We start from the raw sequence: 15,141 nt of genomic DNA, 5'->3' as shown, positions 1-15,141 counted from the left end.
GCCCCCTCTCCCCGGCCGCACCCCATATCTCCCCTTTCATCACCCCACGTCCCCTACCTGATGGAGCGATCCATGCGAACCCAGAGCCGACGACGGCCACCGCGAGCCCCGCTCGCCCTGGCCGTCGCAGGGACGCTGCTCGCCCCGCTGCTCTCCGGCTGCTGGGCCGGTGCGGGCGGAGCCGGATCGGGCGGCGACTCGATCAACGTCCTGATGGTCAACAACCCCCAGATGACGGAGCTTCAGAAACTCACCGCCGACCACTTCACCCGGCAGACCGGCATCAAGGTCAACTTCACGGTGCTGCCCGAGAACGACGTCCGCGACAAGATCAGCCAGGACTTCGCCAACCAGGCGGGCCAGTACGACGTGGCCACCCTCTCCAACTACGAGATCCCCATCTACGCCCGCAACGGCTGGCTGCACGAGATGGACTCCTACGCCGGCGAGGACCCGGACTACGACGAGCAGGACGTCCTCGAACCGATGCGCGAGTCCCTCACCGGCGACGACGGCAAGCTCTACGGCCAGCCCTTCTACGGCGAGTCGTCCTTCCTCATGTACCGCAAGGACGTGTTCGCCGAGCAGGGGCTGACCATGCCCGCCCACCCCACCTGGACCCAGGTCGCCGACCTCGCGGCGAAGGTGGACGGCGCCGAACCCGGCATGAAGGGCATCTGCCTGCGCGGCCTGCCCGGCTGGGGCGAGGTCATGGCCCCGCTCACGACCGTGGTGAACACCTTCGGCGGCACCTGGTTCGACAAGGACTGGAAGGCCCGGCTGGACTCCCCCGAGTTCGAGGAGGCGACGGAGTTCTACGTCGGCCTCGTCCGCGAGCACGGCGAGTCCGGCGCCGCCCAGTCCGGCTTCGCCGAGTGCCTGAACAACATGACCCAGGGCAAGGTCGCCATGTGGTACGACGCCACCTCCGCCGCCGGCTCCCTGGAAGCGGCGGAGTCCCCGGTCAAGGGCAAGGTGGGCTACGTCCCCGCACCCGTGGAGAAGACCGACTCCTCCGGCTGGCTGTACACCTGGGCCTGGGGCATCCAGAAGGCCTCCCGCAACACCGACAAGGCCTGGCAGTTCGTCTCCTGGGCGTCGAGCAAGGAGTACGAGGAACTCGTCGGCGAGGAGATCGGCTGGGCGAACGTCCCGGCGGGCAAACGCGCGTCGACGTACGAGAACGCCGCCTACGCCGCGGAGGCCGCCGCCTTCCAGGAGATGACCAGGGCGGCCATCGAGGCGGCCCGGCCGAACGACCCCGGCGTCCAGCCGCGGCCCGCGCCGGGCATCCAGTTCGTCGGCATCCCCGAGTTCACCGACCTCGGCACCAAGGTCTCCCAGGAGATCAGCGCGGCCATCGCCGGACGCCAGTCCGTCGCGTCGGCCCTGAAGAAGTCCCAGCAGCTCGCCGAGCGGATCTCCGAGGAGTACGAGGGACGATGACCGCCACCACGACGGCCCCCGCGGCCACCACCGCGCCGCCCGCCGCACGGCAGCCCTCCGCCCGGCTGCGCGCCTGGGCCACCCGCGCCCCCCTGCTGCCCGCCCTGATCTTCATGATCGCCGTGACCCAGCTGCCGTTCGTGGCCACGCTGGTGATCTCCTTCTTCGACTGGAACGCCCTCTACCCCGACGCCCGCCGCTTCACCGGCCTCGACAACTACCACCAGGTCCTCACCGACGCCGACCTGCGCCACTCGGTGTGGACGACGCTGCTCCTCACGGTGGCGGTGGTCCTGGCCAGTCTCGTCCTCGGCCTGCTCCTCGCCCTCCTGCTGGACCGCAGGTTCCGGGGCAGGGGCGTGGTCCGCACCCTGCTGATCGCCCCGTTCCTCGTGGTCCCGGTGGCGGCGGCCCTGCTCTGGAAGCACGTGCTGTACAACCCCGAGTACGGCCTGCTCAACGGCCTGCTCCACTACGTCGGCGGCCCGCAGCCCGACTGGATCTCCTCGACTCCGCTGCTCGCGGTGGAGGCCTCGCTGGTGTGGCAGTGGACGCCGTTCATGATGCTCATCCTGCTGGCCGGCCTCCAGAGCCGGGACCAGCAGCAGATCGAGGCCGCCCGGGTGGACGGCGCGAGCGACTGGCAGGTCTTCCGCCACCTGACGCTCCCGCACCTGCGCCGCTACCTGGAACTCGGCGCCCTCCTCGGCTCGATCTACATCGTCCAGAACTTCGACGCCGTCTTCACCCTCACCTCCGGCGGCCTGGGCACGGCGAACCTGCCCTACACCGTCTACCAGAGCTTCTACCAGGCCCACGAGAACGGCCTCGCCTCCGCCGCGGGCGTCCTGGTCGTCATCGGCTCGATCGTCATCGCGACCTTCGCCCTGCGCGTCGTCTCGTCCCTGTTCCGCGAGGAGGGGTCCCGCCCATGAGCGCAACCACCGCACGCGTCCGCCGCAAGGGCGCCGGCCTGGGCCTGGTCGCCTGGCTGGCGGGGATCGTGTTCTTCCTGCCCATCGCGTGGATGGCGCTGACGTCCCTGCACTCGGAGACGGACGCGGCGACCAACCCGCCCTCCTTCGCCGCGGCGCTGACGCTGGACGGCTACCGCGAGTTCTTCGGCGCGGGCGGCGGGGCGAGCCCCTGGCCGGCGCTGATCAACTCGACGGTGGCGTCGGTCGCCTCGACGCTGCTGGTCCTGCTGCTGGCGCTGCCCGCCGCGTACGCGCTGTCGATCCGCCGGGTGCGCAAGTGGACGGACGTGCTGTTCTTCTTCCTGTCGACGAAGATGCTGCCGGCCGTGGCGGGCCTGCTGCCGGTCTACCTGTTCGCGAAGAACGCGGGTCTGCTCGACAACATCTGGCTGCTGGTCGTCCTCTACACCTCCATGAACCTGCCGATCGCGGTGTGGATGATGCAGTCCTTCCTCGCCGAGGTCCCGGTGGCGGTCATCGAGGCGGCCCGGGTGGACGGCGCGCGCCTGCCGACCGTCCTCGCGCGCGTGGTCGCCCCGATCGCCCTGCCGGGCATCGCCGCGACAGCCCTGATCTGCTTCATCTTCAGCTGGAACGAGCTGCTGTTCGCCCGGGTGCTGACCGGCGTGGTCGCCGGGACCGCCCCCGTCTTCCTGACCGGTTTCATCACCAGCCAGGGCCTGTTCCTGGCCAAGGTGTGCGCCGCGTCGCTCGTCGTCTCCCTGCCGGTGCTCGCCGCGGGGTTCGCCGCCCAGGACAAACTGGTCCAGGGCCTGTCGTTGGGAGCCGTGAAATGAAGGCCGCCGTCATCGAGTCCGTGGGCCGGGCCGTCGTCGCCGAGGTCCCGGACCCGACGCCCGGGCCGCGCGAGGTCGTCGTCGAGGTCGCCGCCTGCGGCCTGTGCGGCACGGACCTGCACATCCTCCAGGGCGAGTTCGCGCCGAAGCTGCCGATCGTGCCGGGGCACGAGTTCGCCGGCGAGGTCGTCGGGGTCGGCACCCAGGTCACGGAGGTGTCGGTGGGCGACCGCGTCGCCGTGGACCCGTCGCTGTACTGCCACGAGTGCCGCTACTGCCGCACCGGCCACAACAACCTCTGCGAGCGGTGGGCGGCGATCGGCGTGACGACGGCCGGGGGCGCCGCCCAGTACGCGGTGGCCCCGGTGGCGAACTGCGTGAAGCTGCCGGAGCACGTGCGCACCCAGGACGCGGCCCTGGTGGAGCCGCTGTCGTGCGCGGTGCGCGGCTACGACGTCCTGCGCTCGCGCCTCGGCGCCCATGTCCTGATCTACGGCTCCGGGACGATGGGCCTGATGATGCTGGAGCTCGCCAAGCGGACCGGCGCGGCGAGCGTCGACGTGGTGGACGTGAACCCGGCGCGGCTGGAGACGGCGCGCCGGCTGGGCGTGTCGGGGTCGGCGGCGGACGCGGACGAGCTGGAGCGGCCGCAGGGCTGGGACGTGGTGGTCGACGCGACGGGCAACGCGGCGGCGATCCAGGACGGCCTGGGCAGGGTGGCCAAGGCGGGGACGTTCCTTCAGTTCGGGGTGGCGGACTACGCGACGCGCGTCACCATCGACCCGTACCGCATCTACAACCAGGAGATCACCATCACCGGCTCGATGGCCGTCCTGCACAGCTTCGAACGCGCGGCGGAGCTCTTCGCGGGCGGCGTGCTGGACCCGGACGTCTTCATCAGCGACCGCCTGCCGCTGGAGCGGTACCCGGCGGCGCTGGAGCAGTTCGCGGCGGGGGTGGGGCGCAAGATCGTCGTGGTGCCGTGAGGAACCCGGCCGGGGCCCCGGACCGCGGAGCCCCGGCCCGGCCCGCCGGACAGGGAGAGTCCAGCCTCCGAACCGGGAGGGTCCAGCCCTCCGGACCGGGAGAGCGCAGTCCCTCCGAACGGGGAAAGTAAGGGAACGGCAAAACGGCCTCGCTCGTTCATCCGGCATGACAGCTATGACCCCCGGCTCGAACATCCCGCTCCCCGCCGTCCGTGTGACGGTGGACGTCGCGGCCCCCGTGCGGCTCGACGTTTCGGGCCTGCTGCTCACCGCCGACGGCAAGGTGCGCTCCGACGACGACTTCATCTTCTACAACCAGCCGAGCGGGCCGGGCGTGGCGTACCGCTCGGGCGGCGGCGCCGCCCCCGACGCGATCACCGTCGACACCTCCGCCCTCCCCCCGGGCATCGAGAAGATCGTCGTCACCGCGAGCCCGGACGCCGCGGGCCAGACCTTCCAGGGCATCGAACCGACGGCCACGATCCGCAACGCGGACGACAACGGCGTCCTGGCCACGTTCACGCCCCCGCGGCTCGGCACCGAGACGGCGCTCGTCGTCGTGGAGATCTACCGGCGCAACGGCGCCTGGAAGGCCCGCGCGGTCGGCCAGGGCTACGCCGACGGCCTGGCCGGCATCGCCACCGACTTCGGCGTCACGGTAGAGGAGCCCGCCCCGGCCTCGGTCCCGCCGGCCGCCCCGCCCATGCCCGCCGCACCGCCGCCGGCGCCCGCGGTGTCCGCCCCGGCCGCACCGCCCGCGCCGCCCGCTCCCCCGGCCCCGCCCGCCCCCGGCGCCGGGAAGATCAACCTCGACAAGGGCCGCGTCAGCCTCCAGAAGAACCAGACGGTCTCCCTCGTGAAGGGCGGCCGCCCGCTCCTCGCCCAGGTCAGGATGGGCCTCGGCTGGGAGCCCGCCTTCCGCGGCCGGGACATCGACCTGGACGCCTCGGTCATCGCCTACGGCCCCCAGCGCAACCACATCGACAGCTGCTACTTCGGCAAGCTGACCATCGTCAACGGCGCGATCAAGCACTCCGGTGACAACCTCACCGGCGAGGGCGGCGGCGACGACGAGGTGATCACCGTCGACCTCGGCCGTCTCCCGCAGGAGGTCACGGGCCTGGTCTTCACCGTCAACTCGTTCACCGGCCAGAAGTTCACCGAGGTCGCCAAGGCCTACTGCCGCCTCGTGGACGCCACCACCGATGAGGAACTCGTCCGCTTCGACCTCACCGGCGCCGAGCCGCAGACGGGCGTGATGATGGCGAAGCTGATCCGCCAGTTCTCCGGCGAGTGGGAGATGACGGCCATGGGCGAGTTCGTGAAGGCCCGGACGGTCCGCAACATGGTGAAGCCCGCCGCCCAGGCCCTCTGAGACGACGGGAGACGACGGGCGGTGGGCGCCCTGGACGACAGGGTCCAGGCAACGCCCACCGCCCGGAGTCCGGTCAGCCGCGCTTCTGCCGCTTCCACGGCCCCGTGATCGCCAGCATGATGCCGGGCTCCTGGATGTTGGCGTACAGGGTCCGGCCGTCGGGCGAGAAGGTCACGCCGGTGAACTCGCTGTACTCCGGCTCGTCCTCGGTGCCGATGTTCAGCTCGTTGCGGGCGATGGGGTAGGTGCGGCCGCTGTCGGTGGCGCCGAAGAGGTGCTGGACGCCCTCGCCGTCCTCGGCGATGACGAGGCCGCCGTAGGGGGAGACGGTGATGTTGTCGGGGCCGTCGAAGGCGCCGTCGGCCGACGGGTCGGGGTTGACGCCGAGGAGGACCTTCAGGGTGAGGGTGCGGCGCCGGGGGTCGTAGAACCAGACCTGGCCGTCGTGCGGGGTGCCGGGGCTCTCCGAGCGGGCGTAGGAGGAGACGACGTAGGCGCCGCCGTCGGCCCACCACATGCCCTCCAGCTTGCGGGCGCGGGTGATCTCCCCGTCGGCGAACTGCTTGCGCACGGCGACGGTCGTGGCGTCGCGGTCGGGGACGTCGACCCAGTCGACGCCGTACACCGTGCCGATCCTGGTGGCCCGGGACAGGTCGTCGACGAACGTGCCGCCGGAGTCGAAGCACCGGGGGGCCTGGAGGACGCCGGCGTCGTCGGCGAGGCCGCGGAACCGTCCGCGGCCGTGCTCGAAGCCCGTCGGCGGGGTCCAGCGGAAGAGCAGGCCGTTGGGGCCGGAGGCGTCCTCGGTGAGGTAGGCGTGGCTGCGCTTGGGGTCGATGACGACGGCCTCGTGGTCGTAGCGGCCGAAGAACTTCAGCGGCTTGGGGTCCTGGTTGGCGCGGCGGTCGCGGGGGTCGACCTCGAAGACGTAGCCGTGGTCCTTGGTCATGCCGTTGGTGCCGGCCCGGTCGGAGTTCTCCTCGCAGGTCAGCCAGGTGCCCCAGGAGGTGCGGCCGCCCGCGCAGTTGGTGGAGGTGCCGGCGATGCCGACCCACTCGGCGACCTGTCCGTCGGGGCGCACCTCGACGACCGTGCAGCCGCCGGCCGCGGCCGGGTCGTAGACCAGGCCCTCGGTGAGCGGCACGGGGTGGGTCCAGCCGGCGCGCGGGCCCTTCAGCTCGTGGTTGTTGACGAGGAGGGTGGTGCCGCGCGGGCCGTCGAAGGTGGCCGTCCCGTCGTGGTTGGAGGGCGTGAACTCGCCCGACTCCAGCCTGGTCCTGCCGCTGTGGGTGATGACGCGGTAGGTGAAGCCGGCGGGCAGCGCGAGGATGCCGTCCGGGTCGGGCAGCAGCGGCCCGTAGCCGACCCCGCCGTGCCCGGCCGCCGACGCCCCCTCCGCGCTGTCCGTGTCCGTGTCCGTCGACGCGAGCGCGTTGGGCGCGCTGGCCAGGGCCCCGACGCTGCCCGCCAGCGCGACCCCCGCACCGGTGGCCGCTGATGTCCTGGCGAAGTCCCTGCGAGTGAGCGACATGGTGTCTCCTGAGACGGTGGGAGTGCCGTGGAGGCCGGCGGTCCTCGGATCGGCGCCACCGTCCCGCCCAGGTCTGAACGGGCGTTGAACGGCGGACGGCCATCGCGGGCCCGCTTGCGTGAACCCGCGCCACCACCGGCTCCCCCACCGGCTCCCCCACCGGCTCCTCACCGGCTCCTCACCGGGAGGGGGCGCTCATCCGCCCTGCTGCGACCGCGCCTTGAACGCGGCCTTGCGCGCCTCCTTGGCGATCCGCTTGTCCGGGTGCAGCCGGCCCATCGCCTCCAGGACGTCGGCGGTGGCCGGGTGGTCCACCCGCCAGGCCGCCGCGAAGAAGCCGCCGTGCTGCTGGGCGAGCCCCTCGACGAGGCCCTGGAGTTCCTCCGAGTTGCCCTCGGCGGCCAGTTGGGCGGCCACGGTGTCGATGGTGAGCCAGAAGACCATCGCCTCGGAGGGGGGCGGTACGTCGCCGGCGCCCAGCTCGCTCAGCCAGACCCGGGCGAGGCCGCCCAGTTCGGGGTCGTCGAGCACCTCGCGCACCGCGGGTTCGGCCTGGCCTCCGACGAGGGAGAGGGCCTGCTGGCAGCGCAGCCGGCGCAGCGGCGCGCCCTCGTCCGAGCCGCGGGCGGCGGCCAGCAGCTCCCGGGCGGCGTCGACGGGTTCCCGCAGGTGCAGCCACTGCTCGGTCTCGGCGCGCGCGGCGCGCGGCCCGTAGGCGGCGCTGCCGTCGAGCAGGACGTCGGCCCCCTTGTCGGCGAGGTCGCCGACGGCGGGCGCCTGGAAGCCGGCCTCCTGGAGCCGGGCCCGCAGTCCGTAGAGGCCGAGCGGGGTGAGGCGGACCATGCCGTAGCGGGAGACGTCGGTCTCGTCGACCGGGGCGGCGGGCTCCTCGTCGGGGTCGCCCATCAGGGCCTCGTCGACGGGCCGGTAGGCGACCAGGCCGATCGGCTCCAGCAGCCGGAACTGGTCGTCGAGGCGCATCATCGCGTCGGAGACCTGTTCCAGCACGTCGTTGGTGGGGTGGGCCATGTCGCCGGGGACGAGCACGGAGGCGGCGAGCGCGGGCAGCGGCACGGGGTCGTCACCGGGGCCGTCCTCCCCGACCGTGAGCAGGTAGAGGTTGCCGAGGACACCGTCGAGGAAGGCGGCCTCGGCCTCGGGGTCCCAGTCGAGCCGGGAGAAGTCGACCTCGCCGCCCTCGTCCATGACCTCCATCAGCTCGTCGAGGTCGGGCACGGTCGCGTCGGCGAGCACCGTCTCCAGGGCGCCGAGCCAGACGGCGAGCACGTCGTGCGGGGAACCGCCGGTCAGCAGGGCCAGGTCCGCGCCGGCGGCGACGGTGCCGGCCTCCTCGTCGGTGACCTCGACGAGCCCGGCGTCCACGGCGATCCGCCAGGCCTCGCTCGCGTACGCCGCGGCCTCGTCGCCGGTCAGCCCGAGCACCTCGGCGGCGGCCGGCAACTGCTCGTCGACGAGTCCGCCCCCGGCGTCGACGCGGGTGTCGGGGCCGGCCCAGCGGGCGAGACGGGCGGCCCGGGAGAGCAACGGGGTCGACAGCGCGTCGCGCGCCAGCTCCGCTTCGGGGTGCAGCCGCACGGGCGGCAGGGGGGAGCTGTCTGACATCGGCTGGTTCTCCTCGGACGGGTCGTTCCACTCGACCGCTCAGCCTAGACGGATATGAACCCATGCCGCCCGGTTCATCTCCCGGTCGGCCTGCGTACATGGCCGAAACCTTGACAACCGGCGTTGCCAGGCAGGAGATTGACGCGCGTAGAAGTTGGGGCGACAGGTGTTCACCGTCTGTCTCCGCGCGTCGCCGCGCCCCACGCATCACCCTCGTCCCGGCGCTCTCGTACGTCCCCGGAGGGAACCCCTTGCCCAGCAGGTCTTCCGCGCGGCTCGCCGCGCTCACCGTCGCCGCCGTGTGCTCCGCGGCGTCCACCGTCGTCGTCGCCGCGCCCGCGCAGGCCGACTCCGTGCGCATCCACGACATCCAGGGCACCACACGCGTCTCGCCGTACGCCGGCCAACAGGTCACGGACGTGACCGGAATCGTCACCGGCGTGCGCACCTACGGCTCCTCCAGAGGCTTCTGGATCCAGGACCCGGACCCGGACGCCGACCCGGCCACCAGTGAGGGCGTCTTCGTCTTCACCAGCTCCACCCCGAAGGTCGCCGTCGGTGACGCGGTCACCGTCACCGGCACGGTCTCGGAGTACGTGCCGGGCGGCACCTCGACCGGCAACCAGGCGCTGACGGAGATCGTCCGCCCGACCGTGACCGTCGTCTCCAGCGGCAACACGGTCCCCGCCGCGACCGTCGTGAGCGCGCGGTCGGTCCCGGCGGCGTACGCCCCGGCGGGCGACCCGGCCGCGAACAACTCCGTCAACGGCCTCACCCTGCGGCCCGACACGTACGCCCTGGACTACTACGAGTCCCTGGAGGGCATGAACGTCCAGGTCGCCGACGTCCGCGTGGTCGGCGCCACCGACCCGTACACGGAGCTGTGGGTCACGGTGAAGCCGGGCGAGAACCGCACCCGCCGCGGCGGCACGGTCTACGGCTCCTACGACTCCCAGAACACCGGCCGGCTCCAGATCCAGTCGCTCGGCGCGGTCGCCGACTTCCCGGTGGCGAACGTCGGCGACACCCTCACCGGCACCACCGCCGGCCCGCTGGACTACAACCAGTACGGCGGTTACACCGTCGTCGCCAACCGCATCGGCACGCTGGACAGCGCCGGTCTGGAGCGCGAGACGACGGCCGAGCAGAAGAGCGGCGAGCTCGCGGTCGCGACGTACAACGTCGAGAACCTCGACCCGTCCGACGCCACGTTCGAGGAGCACGCCTCCGCGATCGTGAACAACCTGAAGTCGCCGGACATCGTGTCCCTGGAGGAGATCCAGGACAACAACGGCGCCACGGACGACGGCACGGTCGCCGCCGACCTGACGGTGGGCAAGCTGATCGACGCGATCGTCGCGGCGGGCGGCCCGAGGTACGACTGGCGCTCGGTCGACCCGACGGACGGCACCGACGGCGGCGAGCCGGGCGGCAACATCCGTCAGGTGTTCCTGTTCGACCCGGAGCGGGTGTCCTTCACCGACCGCGCGGGCGGGGACGCCACGACCGCCGTCGGCGTCACGAAGGAGCGGGGCAAGGCCGCGCTGACGGTCTCCCCCGGCCGCATCGCCCCGGCGGACACCGCCTGGGACTCCAGCCGCAAGCCGCTGGTCGGCGAGTTCGTCTTCCGCGGCCGGACGGTCTTCGTGATCGCCAACCACTTCAACTCCAAGGGCGGCGACCAGGGTCTGACCGCGCAGTACCAGCCGGTGGTGCGCAGCTCCGAGACCCAGCGCCACCAGCAGGCGGCGCTCGTCAACTCCTTCGTCAAGGACGTCCTCGCCGTCCAGAAGAACGCGGACGTCGTCGCCCTCGGCGACATCAACGACTTCGAGTTCTCCGGCACCGCCCGGATCCTGGAGGACGACGGCGCGCTGTGGTCGGCCGTCAAGTCCCTGCCGAAGAGCGAGCGGTACTCGTACGTCTACCAGGGCAACAGCCAGGTCCTCGACCAGATCCTGGTCAGCCCGTCGATCCGGCGCGGTGCCTTCGCGTACGACAGCGTGCACCTCAACGCCGAGTTCAACGACCAGATCAGCGACCACGACCCGCAGGTGCTGCGCTTCAGGCCGTGACCGGGGAGCGGTGAACGCGCGGGGCCGGGCCGGACGGGTGTCCGGCCCGGCCCCGCCGCGGACGGGGGCCCGGCATCCGCCCCACGGATGCCGGGCCCGCCCGTCGCCCCTCCGGCGCCCTACGGCGTCCGGGGGCGGGTCGGTGACGGCCCGTCAGTGCCGGGCCCTGCGCCACACCAGCACGCCCGCCGCGACGAGCGTCGCGCCCGCCACCACGAGCACGACCGACCCCGGGTGCCGCGCCACGACCCGCACCGGCGGGCGCAGCCGCTCGGGGACGCGCTGCTCCACGGTCTGCCCGGCGTGCACGCTCCTGTCCTGGAGCGCGTGACCGGTTTCCTTCGCCCGGTCCTGGAGGACATGGCCGGTCTCTCGCGCCCTGTCCTGGAGAGCGTGACCGGACTCCCGCGCCCTGTCCTGGACGGTGTGCCCCGCGCCCTTCGCCCTGTCCTGGAGCGTGTGACCGGTTTCCTTCGCCCGGTCCTGGAGCGCGTGACCGGTCCCCTTCGCCTTCCCCTGGAGGACGTGGCCGGTCTCCTTCGCCCTGTCCTGGACGGCGTGGCCCGCCTGGGCCGCCGTGCTGCGGAGCTGGACCGTCATGGCACCGGCGCGGTCACGCAGATCGGCCGCCCGGGCCCGGGCCCGGCCGCGGATGTCCGTCTTCGCCGCCAGTTCCTCCACGGTGTGCCCCAGCTGGCTCCGGGTCTGCGCTATCTGCCGGCGCAGCTCCGCGGTGCCGTCCGCGCCGGCCGCCGTGCCGTCCGCCCCTGTCCTGTCCGTCATCGGTGCGCCCTTTCCCTGATCTCCTCGACATCGGCCCTGACGCTGCCGAGAGCCTCCTCGGGCGTGGGGGGCGTGGCCCGGCGCAGCTGGCCGCGGCCGGTCGCGGCCAGGACGGCGGCGATCACGAACAGCACCGCCGTGACGATGAGCGCCGCGGCCCACACGGGCAGCGCCAGCGAGAGGGCGGCGACGCCCGTGCCGGCGAGGGCGAGCAGACCGGCGTAGGCGAACGCGCCCGCCGCTCCCAGCAGGCCGCCGCCGCGGCCGGCGCGACGGCCCTTCTCGGTCAGTTCCTCCTTGGCGAGGGCGATCTCCTGCCGTACGAGCCGGGAGAGCTGCTCGCTGGCCTGGCCGACGAGTTCGCCGACCGTGCGGTGCCCGTCGTGGACGGGCCGGGTGTCCATGGTCCCGGTCACGGTGTTCCGCCTCCTCTCGGTTCGGAGACACCCGGGTACCCCGGCAGCCCGCCGCTACCCCTGCGACGCCCCGCCGCGCCGCGCCCTCGCCCGCCCCCATGCCGTAGCACTGCTTATGGATACCTCGTACGAAATTTAAGTAGAGCTACACCATCGACCCGCCGAGACTACCCCCATGACGCACCCGCACCCCGCTCCGCCCCCTGCCACCGCCCCCTCCCCCGCCGCTCCCTTCGGCCGCGCCCTCTGCGCGATGGTCACGCCCTTCACCCCGACGGGAGCCCTCGACCTCGACGGCGCCCAGCGGCTCGCCGACCACCTGGTGGCGGCCGGGTGCGACGGACTCGTCCTGTCCGGGACGACGGGAGAGTCGCCGACCACCACGGACGCCGAGAAGACGGAGCTGGTGCGGGCCGTACGAGCGGCCGTCGGCGACCGTGTCCCCCTGGTGGCGGGCGTGGGCACCGCCGACACCCGCCACACCGTCGGCCTCGCCCTCGCCGCCGAGAAGGCCGGCGCCGACGGGGTGCTGGTGGTCAGCCCCTACTACAGCAGGCCCCCGCAGGACGCCCTGGAGGCGCACTTCCGGGAAGTGGCGGACGGATGCGGGCTGCCCGTGATGCTGTACGACATCCCCGGCCGGACCGGCACCCGCATCGAGCCGGAGACGGTGATCCGGCTCGCCGAGCACCCCCGGATCGTCGCCGTCAAGGACTGCTCCTACGACCTCCTCGGCACCCAGAAGGTCCTCGCCCGCACCGGATTGGCCGCCTACGCGGGCTGCGACGAACAGAACCTCGCCCTGTACGCCGTGGGCGCCGCCGGGTACATCAGCACCGTCGCCAACGTCGTACCGGCCGAACTCCGCGCCGTCCTCGACGCGTTCGACACCGGCGACACCGGGCGGGCCGCCCGGCTCCAGCAGCGGGCCCTCACGCTCATCGAGCCGATGATGGCCGCGGACCTGCCCGGAACGGTCACCGCCAAGGCCCTCCTGAACCTGCTCGGCCTGCCGGCCGGCCCGGTCCGGGCACCCCTGCGCGAGGCGGGCCCGGACGCGCTCGACACCCTGCGGGAGGCCTACGAACGGTTCACCGCCGAGTCCATGCCATAAGTCCGGGCGCGGCTGCGCCGTTCGGCCTACGGTGGCCTCATGCGCCGGCCGTTGCTCTACCTCGACGTCGACGGACCGCTCAACCCGTACGCGGCCCAGCCGGAGCGCCGGCCGCAGGGCTACACGACGATCAGGGCCACCCTCCGCCCCGGCCGCCCCCTGCGGGTGTGGCTCCACCCCGGGCACGGGGCCGCCCTGCTGGAGCTGCCCTACGAGCTGTGCTGGGCGACCACGTGGATGGGCGAGGCCAACCGCTGGATCGCCCCGGTCGTCGGCCTGCCCGAGCTGCCGTACGTCGACTTCGGGCGCGGGCTGTTCGCCGAGCGGCCCGACGGGGTGCACTGGAAGACGGAGGCGCTCGTCGCCCACGCCGCGGGGCGCCCCTTCGCCTGGGTGGACGACGAGCAGTCGGCCGCCGACGCGGCGTACGTCGCCCGCCACCACCCCGCGCCGGCCCTGCTGCACCACGTGGATCCCCGGGTCGGGCTGCGCACGGAGGACTTCGAGGCGCTGGGCCGGTTCGCCGCGGGCCTGACCGCGCCCTGACCTCACGACGAAGCGCCCTCCCGGCGGGCGGGAGGGCGCTTCGGCCGGGCGGGTCAGGTCAGTTGTGGCTGTGCAGGACCTCGTTCAGTCCGCCCCACACCGCGTTGTTCGGGCGGGCCTCGACCGTGCCGGTGACCGAGTTGCGGCGGAAGAGGATGTTTGAGGCGCCGGAGAGCTCGCGGGCCTTGACGATCTCGCCGTCGGGCATCGTCACGCGGGTGCCCGCGGTGACGTACAGGCCGGCCTCGACCACGCACTCGTCGCCGAGGGCGATGCCGACGCCCGCCTCGGCGCCGACGAGGCAGCGCTCGCCGATGGTGATCCGGACGTTGCCGCCGCCCGACAGGGTGCCCATGGTGGACGCGCCGCCGCCGATGTCCGAGCCGTCGCCGACCACGACACCGGCGGAGATACGGCCCTCCACCATCGACGTGCCGAGGGTGCCGGCGTTGAAGTTGACGAAGCCCTCGTGCATGACGGTCGTGCCCGCGGCGAGGTGCGCGCCGAGGCGTACGCGGTCGGCGTCGGCGATGCGGACGCCCTTGGGCGCCACGTAGTCCGTCATGCGCGGGAACTTGTCGACCGACGTCACCTGGAGGTGCAGGCCCTCGGCGCGCGCGTTCAGGCGGACCTTCTCGAGGTCGTCGACCGCGACCGGGCCGAGGGAGGTCCAGGCGACGTTGGCGAGCAGGCCGAAGATGCCGTCCAGGCTCTGGCCGTGCGGCTCGACCAGGCGGTGGGAGAGCAGGTGCAGACGCAGGTAGGTGTCGTGCGTGTCGATCGGCTTGTCGTCGAGCGAGGCGATGACCGTGCGGACCGCGACCACCTCGACGCCCCGGCGGGCGTCCGGGCCGATCGCCTTGGCGGCGCCGTCACCGAGCAGCTCCACGGCCTTCTCGGCGGACAGGCGCTCGGTGCCGGACGGGCCGGGCTCGGTGACGAGCTCGGGCGCGGGGAACCAGGTGTCGAGAACCGTGCCGTCGGCGGCGAGGGTGGCGAGGCCGGCGGCCGCGGCGCCGGTGGTGCGAGGAGCAGTCGTGTCGGTCATGAGGGAAACCTAACCGGCGGGAGGCCGCGGAGGCCAACCAGCCCGGCGGCGTCTCAGGTGGCGGGCGGGGGGACCGGTGGCCCGGCCTCAGTGGGCGCCGCCGACGTTCAGCACCACCACTCCGGCGACGATCAGCAGGATTCCGGCGACCTTGGTGAGGGTGAGGGCCTCGCCGAAGAGCAGCAGCCCGAGGACGGCGATCGCCGCGGTGCCGATGCCGGACCATATGGCGTAGGCCGTGCCGATGCCGACGGTCTTCAGGGTCTGGGAGAGCAGGGAGAAGGAGACGACGTAGCCGAGGGCCGTCACCAGGGAGGGCCACAGGCGGGTGAAGCCGTGGCTGTACTTCATGGCGGTCGTCGCGGCCACCTCGGCGGCGATGGCTCCGGCGAGCGTCACGTATCCCATGCGCGGGAGCGTACTG

14 protein-coding genes are annotated in these 15,141 nt (G+C 72.8%); 8 read left to right on the top strand and 6 right to left on the bottom strand.

The genetic code is table 11. The features are described 5' to 3' along the window. Positions 1–72: 72 nt before the first annotated feature. From ACFYWQ_RS39800 to ACFYWQ_RS39780, 5 genes are all read left to right on the top strand, one after another. On the top strand, positions 73–1,446 hold the full coding sequence (locus ACFYWQ_RS39800) for an ABC transporter substrate-binding protein (protein WP_389524487.1): 1,374 nt from the start codon (positions 73–75) through the stop codon (positions 1,444–1,446). After that, positions 1,443–2,381: a carbohydrate ABC transporter permease gene (locus ACFYWQ_RS39795; protein ID WP_389524485.1), complete on the top strand. Its 939-nt coding sequence runs from the start codon at positions 1,443–1,445 to the stop codon at positions 2,379–2,381. The genes ACFYWQ_RS39800 and ACFYWQ_RS39795 overlap by 4 nt, the downstream gene beginning before the upstream one ends. Next, on the top strand, positions 2,378–3,220 hold the full coding sequence (locus ACFYWQ_RS39790; RefSeq protein WP_389524483.1) for a carbohydrate ABC transporter permease: 843 nt from the start codon (positions 2,378–2,380) through the stop codon (positions 3,218–3,220). The genes ACFYWQ_RS39795 and ACFYWQ_RS39790 overlap by 4 nt, the downstream gene beginning before the upstream one ends. After that, complete coding sequence (locus ACFYWQ_RS39785; protein WP_389524481.1) at positions 3,217–4,206, top strand: zinc-dependent alcohol dehydrogenase family protein; 990 nt, start codon at positions 3,217–3,219, stop codon at positions 4,204–4,206. The genes ACFYWQ_RS39790 and ACFYWQ_RS39785 overlap by 4 nt, the downstream gene beginning before the upstream one ends. Positions 4,207–4,381: 175 nt before the next feature. Further along, entirely contained in the window at positions 4,382–5,581 is a 1,200-nt protein-coding gene (locus ACFYWQ_RS39780; RefSeq protein WP_389524790.1) for a TerD family protein, read from the top strand. A 73-nt stretch (positions 5,582–5,654) separates the two neighbouring features. On the opposite strand, the gene ACFYWQ_RS39775 is transcribed toward ACFYWQ_RS39780, so the two are convergent. Both ACFYWQ_RS39775 and ACFYWQ_RS39770 read right to left on the bottom strand, forming a co-directional pair. After that, entirely contained in the window at positions 5,655–7,112 is a 1,458-nt protein-coding gene (locus ACFYWQ_RS39775; protein WP_389524478.1) for an alkaline phosphatase PhoX, read from the bottom strand. Positions 7,113–7,307: 195 nt separating this feature from the next. Further along, positions 7,308–8,735 (bottom strand): hypothetical protein, encoded by a 1,428-nt coding sequence (locus ACFYWQ_RS39770; protein WP_389524475.1) that lies wholly within the window; start codon positions 8,733–8,735, stop codon positions 7,308–7,310. 251 nt (positions 8,736–8,986) lie between these two features. On the opposite strand from ACFYWQ_RS39770, the gene ACFYWQ_RS39765 reads away from it, so the two are divergent. After that, the gene (locus ACFYWQ_RS39765) at positions 8,987–10,810 is read left to right on the top strand and encodes an endonuclease/exonuclease/phosphatase family protein (RefSeq protein WP_389524472.1); all 1,824 of its coding nucleotides are present in this window, start codon (positions 8,987–8,989) and stop codon (positions 10,808–10,810) included. A 153-nt stretch (positions 10,811–10,963) separates the two neighbouring features. Here ACFYWQ_RS39765 and ACFYWQ_RS39760 read toward each other — a convergent pair whose 3' ends face one another. Beyond that, the gene (locus ACFYWQ_RS39760; protein WP_389524470.1) at positions 10,964–11,593 is read right to left on the bottom strand and encodes a DUF3618 domain-containing protein; all 630 of its coding nucleotides are present in this window, start codon (positions 11,591–11,593) and stop codon (positions 10,964–10,966) included. Then, positions 11,590–12,009: a phage holin family protein gene (locus tag ACFYWQ_RS39755; protein ID WP_389524467.1), complete on the bottom strand. Its 420-nt coding sequence runs from the start codon at positions 12,007–12,009 to the stop codon at positions 11,590–11,592. Before ACFYWQ_RS39755 ends, ACFYWQ_RS39760 begins: the two co-directional genes overlap by 4 nt. A gap of 175 nt (positions 12,010–12,184) precedes the next feature. On the opposite strand from ACFYWQ_RS39755, the gene dapA reads away from it, so the two are divergent. Both dapA and ACFYWQ_RS39745 read left to right on the top strand, forming a co-directional pair. Beyond that, positions 12,185–13,123, top strand: coding sequence for a 4-hydroxy-tetrahydrodipicolinate synthase (dapA, locus tag ACFYWQ_RS39750; RefSeq protein WP_389524465.1), 939 nt, complete (start codon positions 12,185–12,187; stop codon positions 13,121–13,123). A 39-nt stretch (positions 13,124–13,162) separates the two neighbouring features. Further along, positions 13,163–13,669 carry a hypothetical protein gene (locus tag ACFYWQ_RS39745; protein ID WP_389524462.1) on the top strand — a complete coding sequence of 169 codons (507 nt, stop codon included), beginning with the start codon at positions 13,163–13,165 and terminating at the stop codon, positions 13,667–13,669. 58 nt (positions 13,670–13,727) lie between these two features. On the opposite strand, the gene dapD is transcribed toward ACFYWQ_RS39745, so the two are convergent. Together dapD and ACFYWQ_RS39735 are read right to left on the bottom strand one after the other, a co-directional pair. Then, positions 13,728–14,717 (bottom strand): 2,3,4,5-tetrahydropyridine-2,6-dicarboxylate N-succinyltransferase, encoded by a 990-nt coding sequence (gene dapD, locus ACFYWQ_RS39740; RefSeq protein WP_389524459.1) that lies wholly within the window; start codon positions 14,715–14,717, stop codon positions 13,728–13,730. 87 nt (positions 14,718–14,804) lie between these two features. Then, on the bottom strand, positions 14,805–15,125 hold the full coding sequence (locus ACFYWQ_RS39735; RefSeq protein WP_389524456.1) for a DMT family transporter: 321 nt from the start codon (positions 15,123–15,125) through the stop codon (positions 14,805–14,807). Positions 15,126–15,141 lie beyond the last annotated feature (16 nt).

The organism is Streptomyces sp. NPDC003247, from assembly GCF_042888135.1.
Lineage (GTDB): Bacteria > Actinomycetota > Actinomycetes > Streptomycetales > Streptomycetaceae > Streptomyces.
This window is presented reverse-complemented; position numbering and strand designations above follow the sequence as displayed.

Excerpts from the sequence above, each read along its gene's own strand:
- ACFYWQ_RS39800 (WP_389524487.1), top strand. The coding sequence starts at position 73 with ATGCGAACCCAGAGCCGACGACGGCCACCGCGAGCCCCGCTCGCCCTG.
- ACFYWQ_RS39795 (WP_389524485.1), top strand. The coding sequence starts at position 1,443 with ATGACCGCCACCACGACGGCCCCCGCGGCCACCACCGCGCCGCCCGCC.
- ACFYWQ_RS39790 (WP_389524483.1), top strand. The coding sequence starts at position 2,378 with ATGAGCGCAACCACCGCACGCGTCCGCCGCAAGGGCGCCGGCCTGGGC.
- ACFYWQ_RS39785 (WP_389524481.1), top strand. The coding sequence starts at position 3,217 with ATGAAGGCCGCCGTCATCGAGTCCGTGGGCCGGGCCGTCGTCGCCGAG.
- ACFYWQ_RS39780 (WP_389524790.1), top strand. The coding sequence starts at position 4,382 with ATGACCCCCGGCTCGAACATCCCGCTCCCCGCCGTCCGTGTGACGGTG.
- ACFYWQ_RS39775 (WP_389524478.1), bottom strand. The coding sequence starts at position 7,112 with ATGTCGCTCACTCGCAGGGACTTCGCCAGGACATCAGCGGCCACCGGT.
- ACFYWQ_RS39770 (WP_389524475.1), bottom strand. The coding sequence starts at position 8,735 with ATGTCAGACAGCTCCCCCCTGCCGCCCGTGCGGCTGCACCCCGAAGCG.
- ACFYWQ_RS39760 (WP_389524470.1), bottom strand. The coding sequence starts at position 11,593 with ATGACGGACAGGACAGGGGCGGACGGCACGGCGGCCGGCGCGGACGGC.
- dapA (WP_389524465.1), top strand. The coding sequence starts at position 12,185 with ATGACGCACCCGCACCCCGCTCCGCCCCCTGCCACCGCCCCCTCCCCC.
- ACFYWQ_RS39745 (WP_389524462.1), top strand. The coding sequence starts at position 13,163 with ATGCGCCGGCCGTTGCTCTACCTCGACGTCGACGGACCGCTCAACCCG.
- dapD (WP_389524459.1), bottom strand. The coding sequence starts at position 14,717 with ATGACCGACACGACTGCTCCTCGCACCACCGGCGCCGCGGCCGCCGGC.
- ACFYWQ_RS39735 (WP_389524456.1), bottom strand. The coding sequence starts at position 15,125 with ATGGGATACGTGACGCTCGCCGGAGCCATCGCCGCCGAGGTGGCCGCG.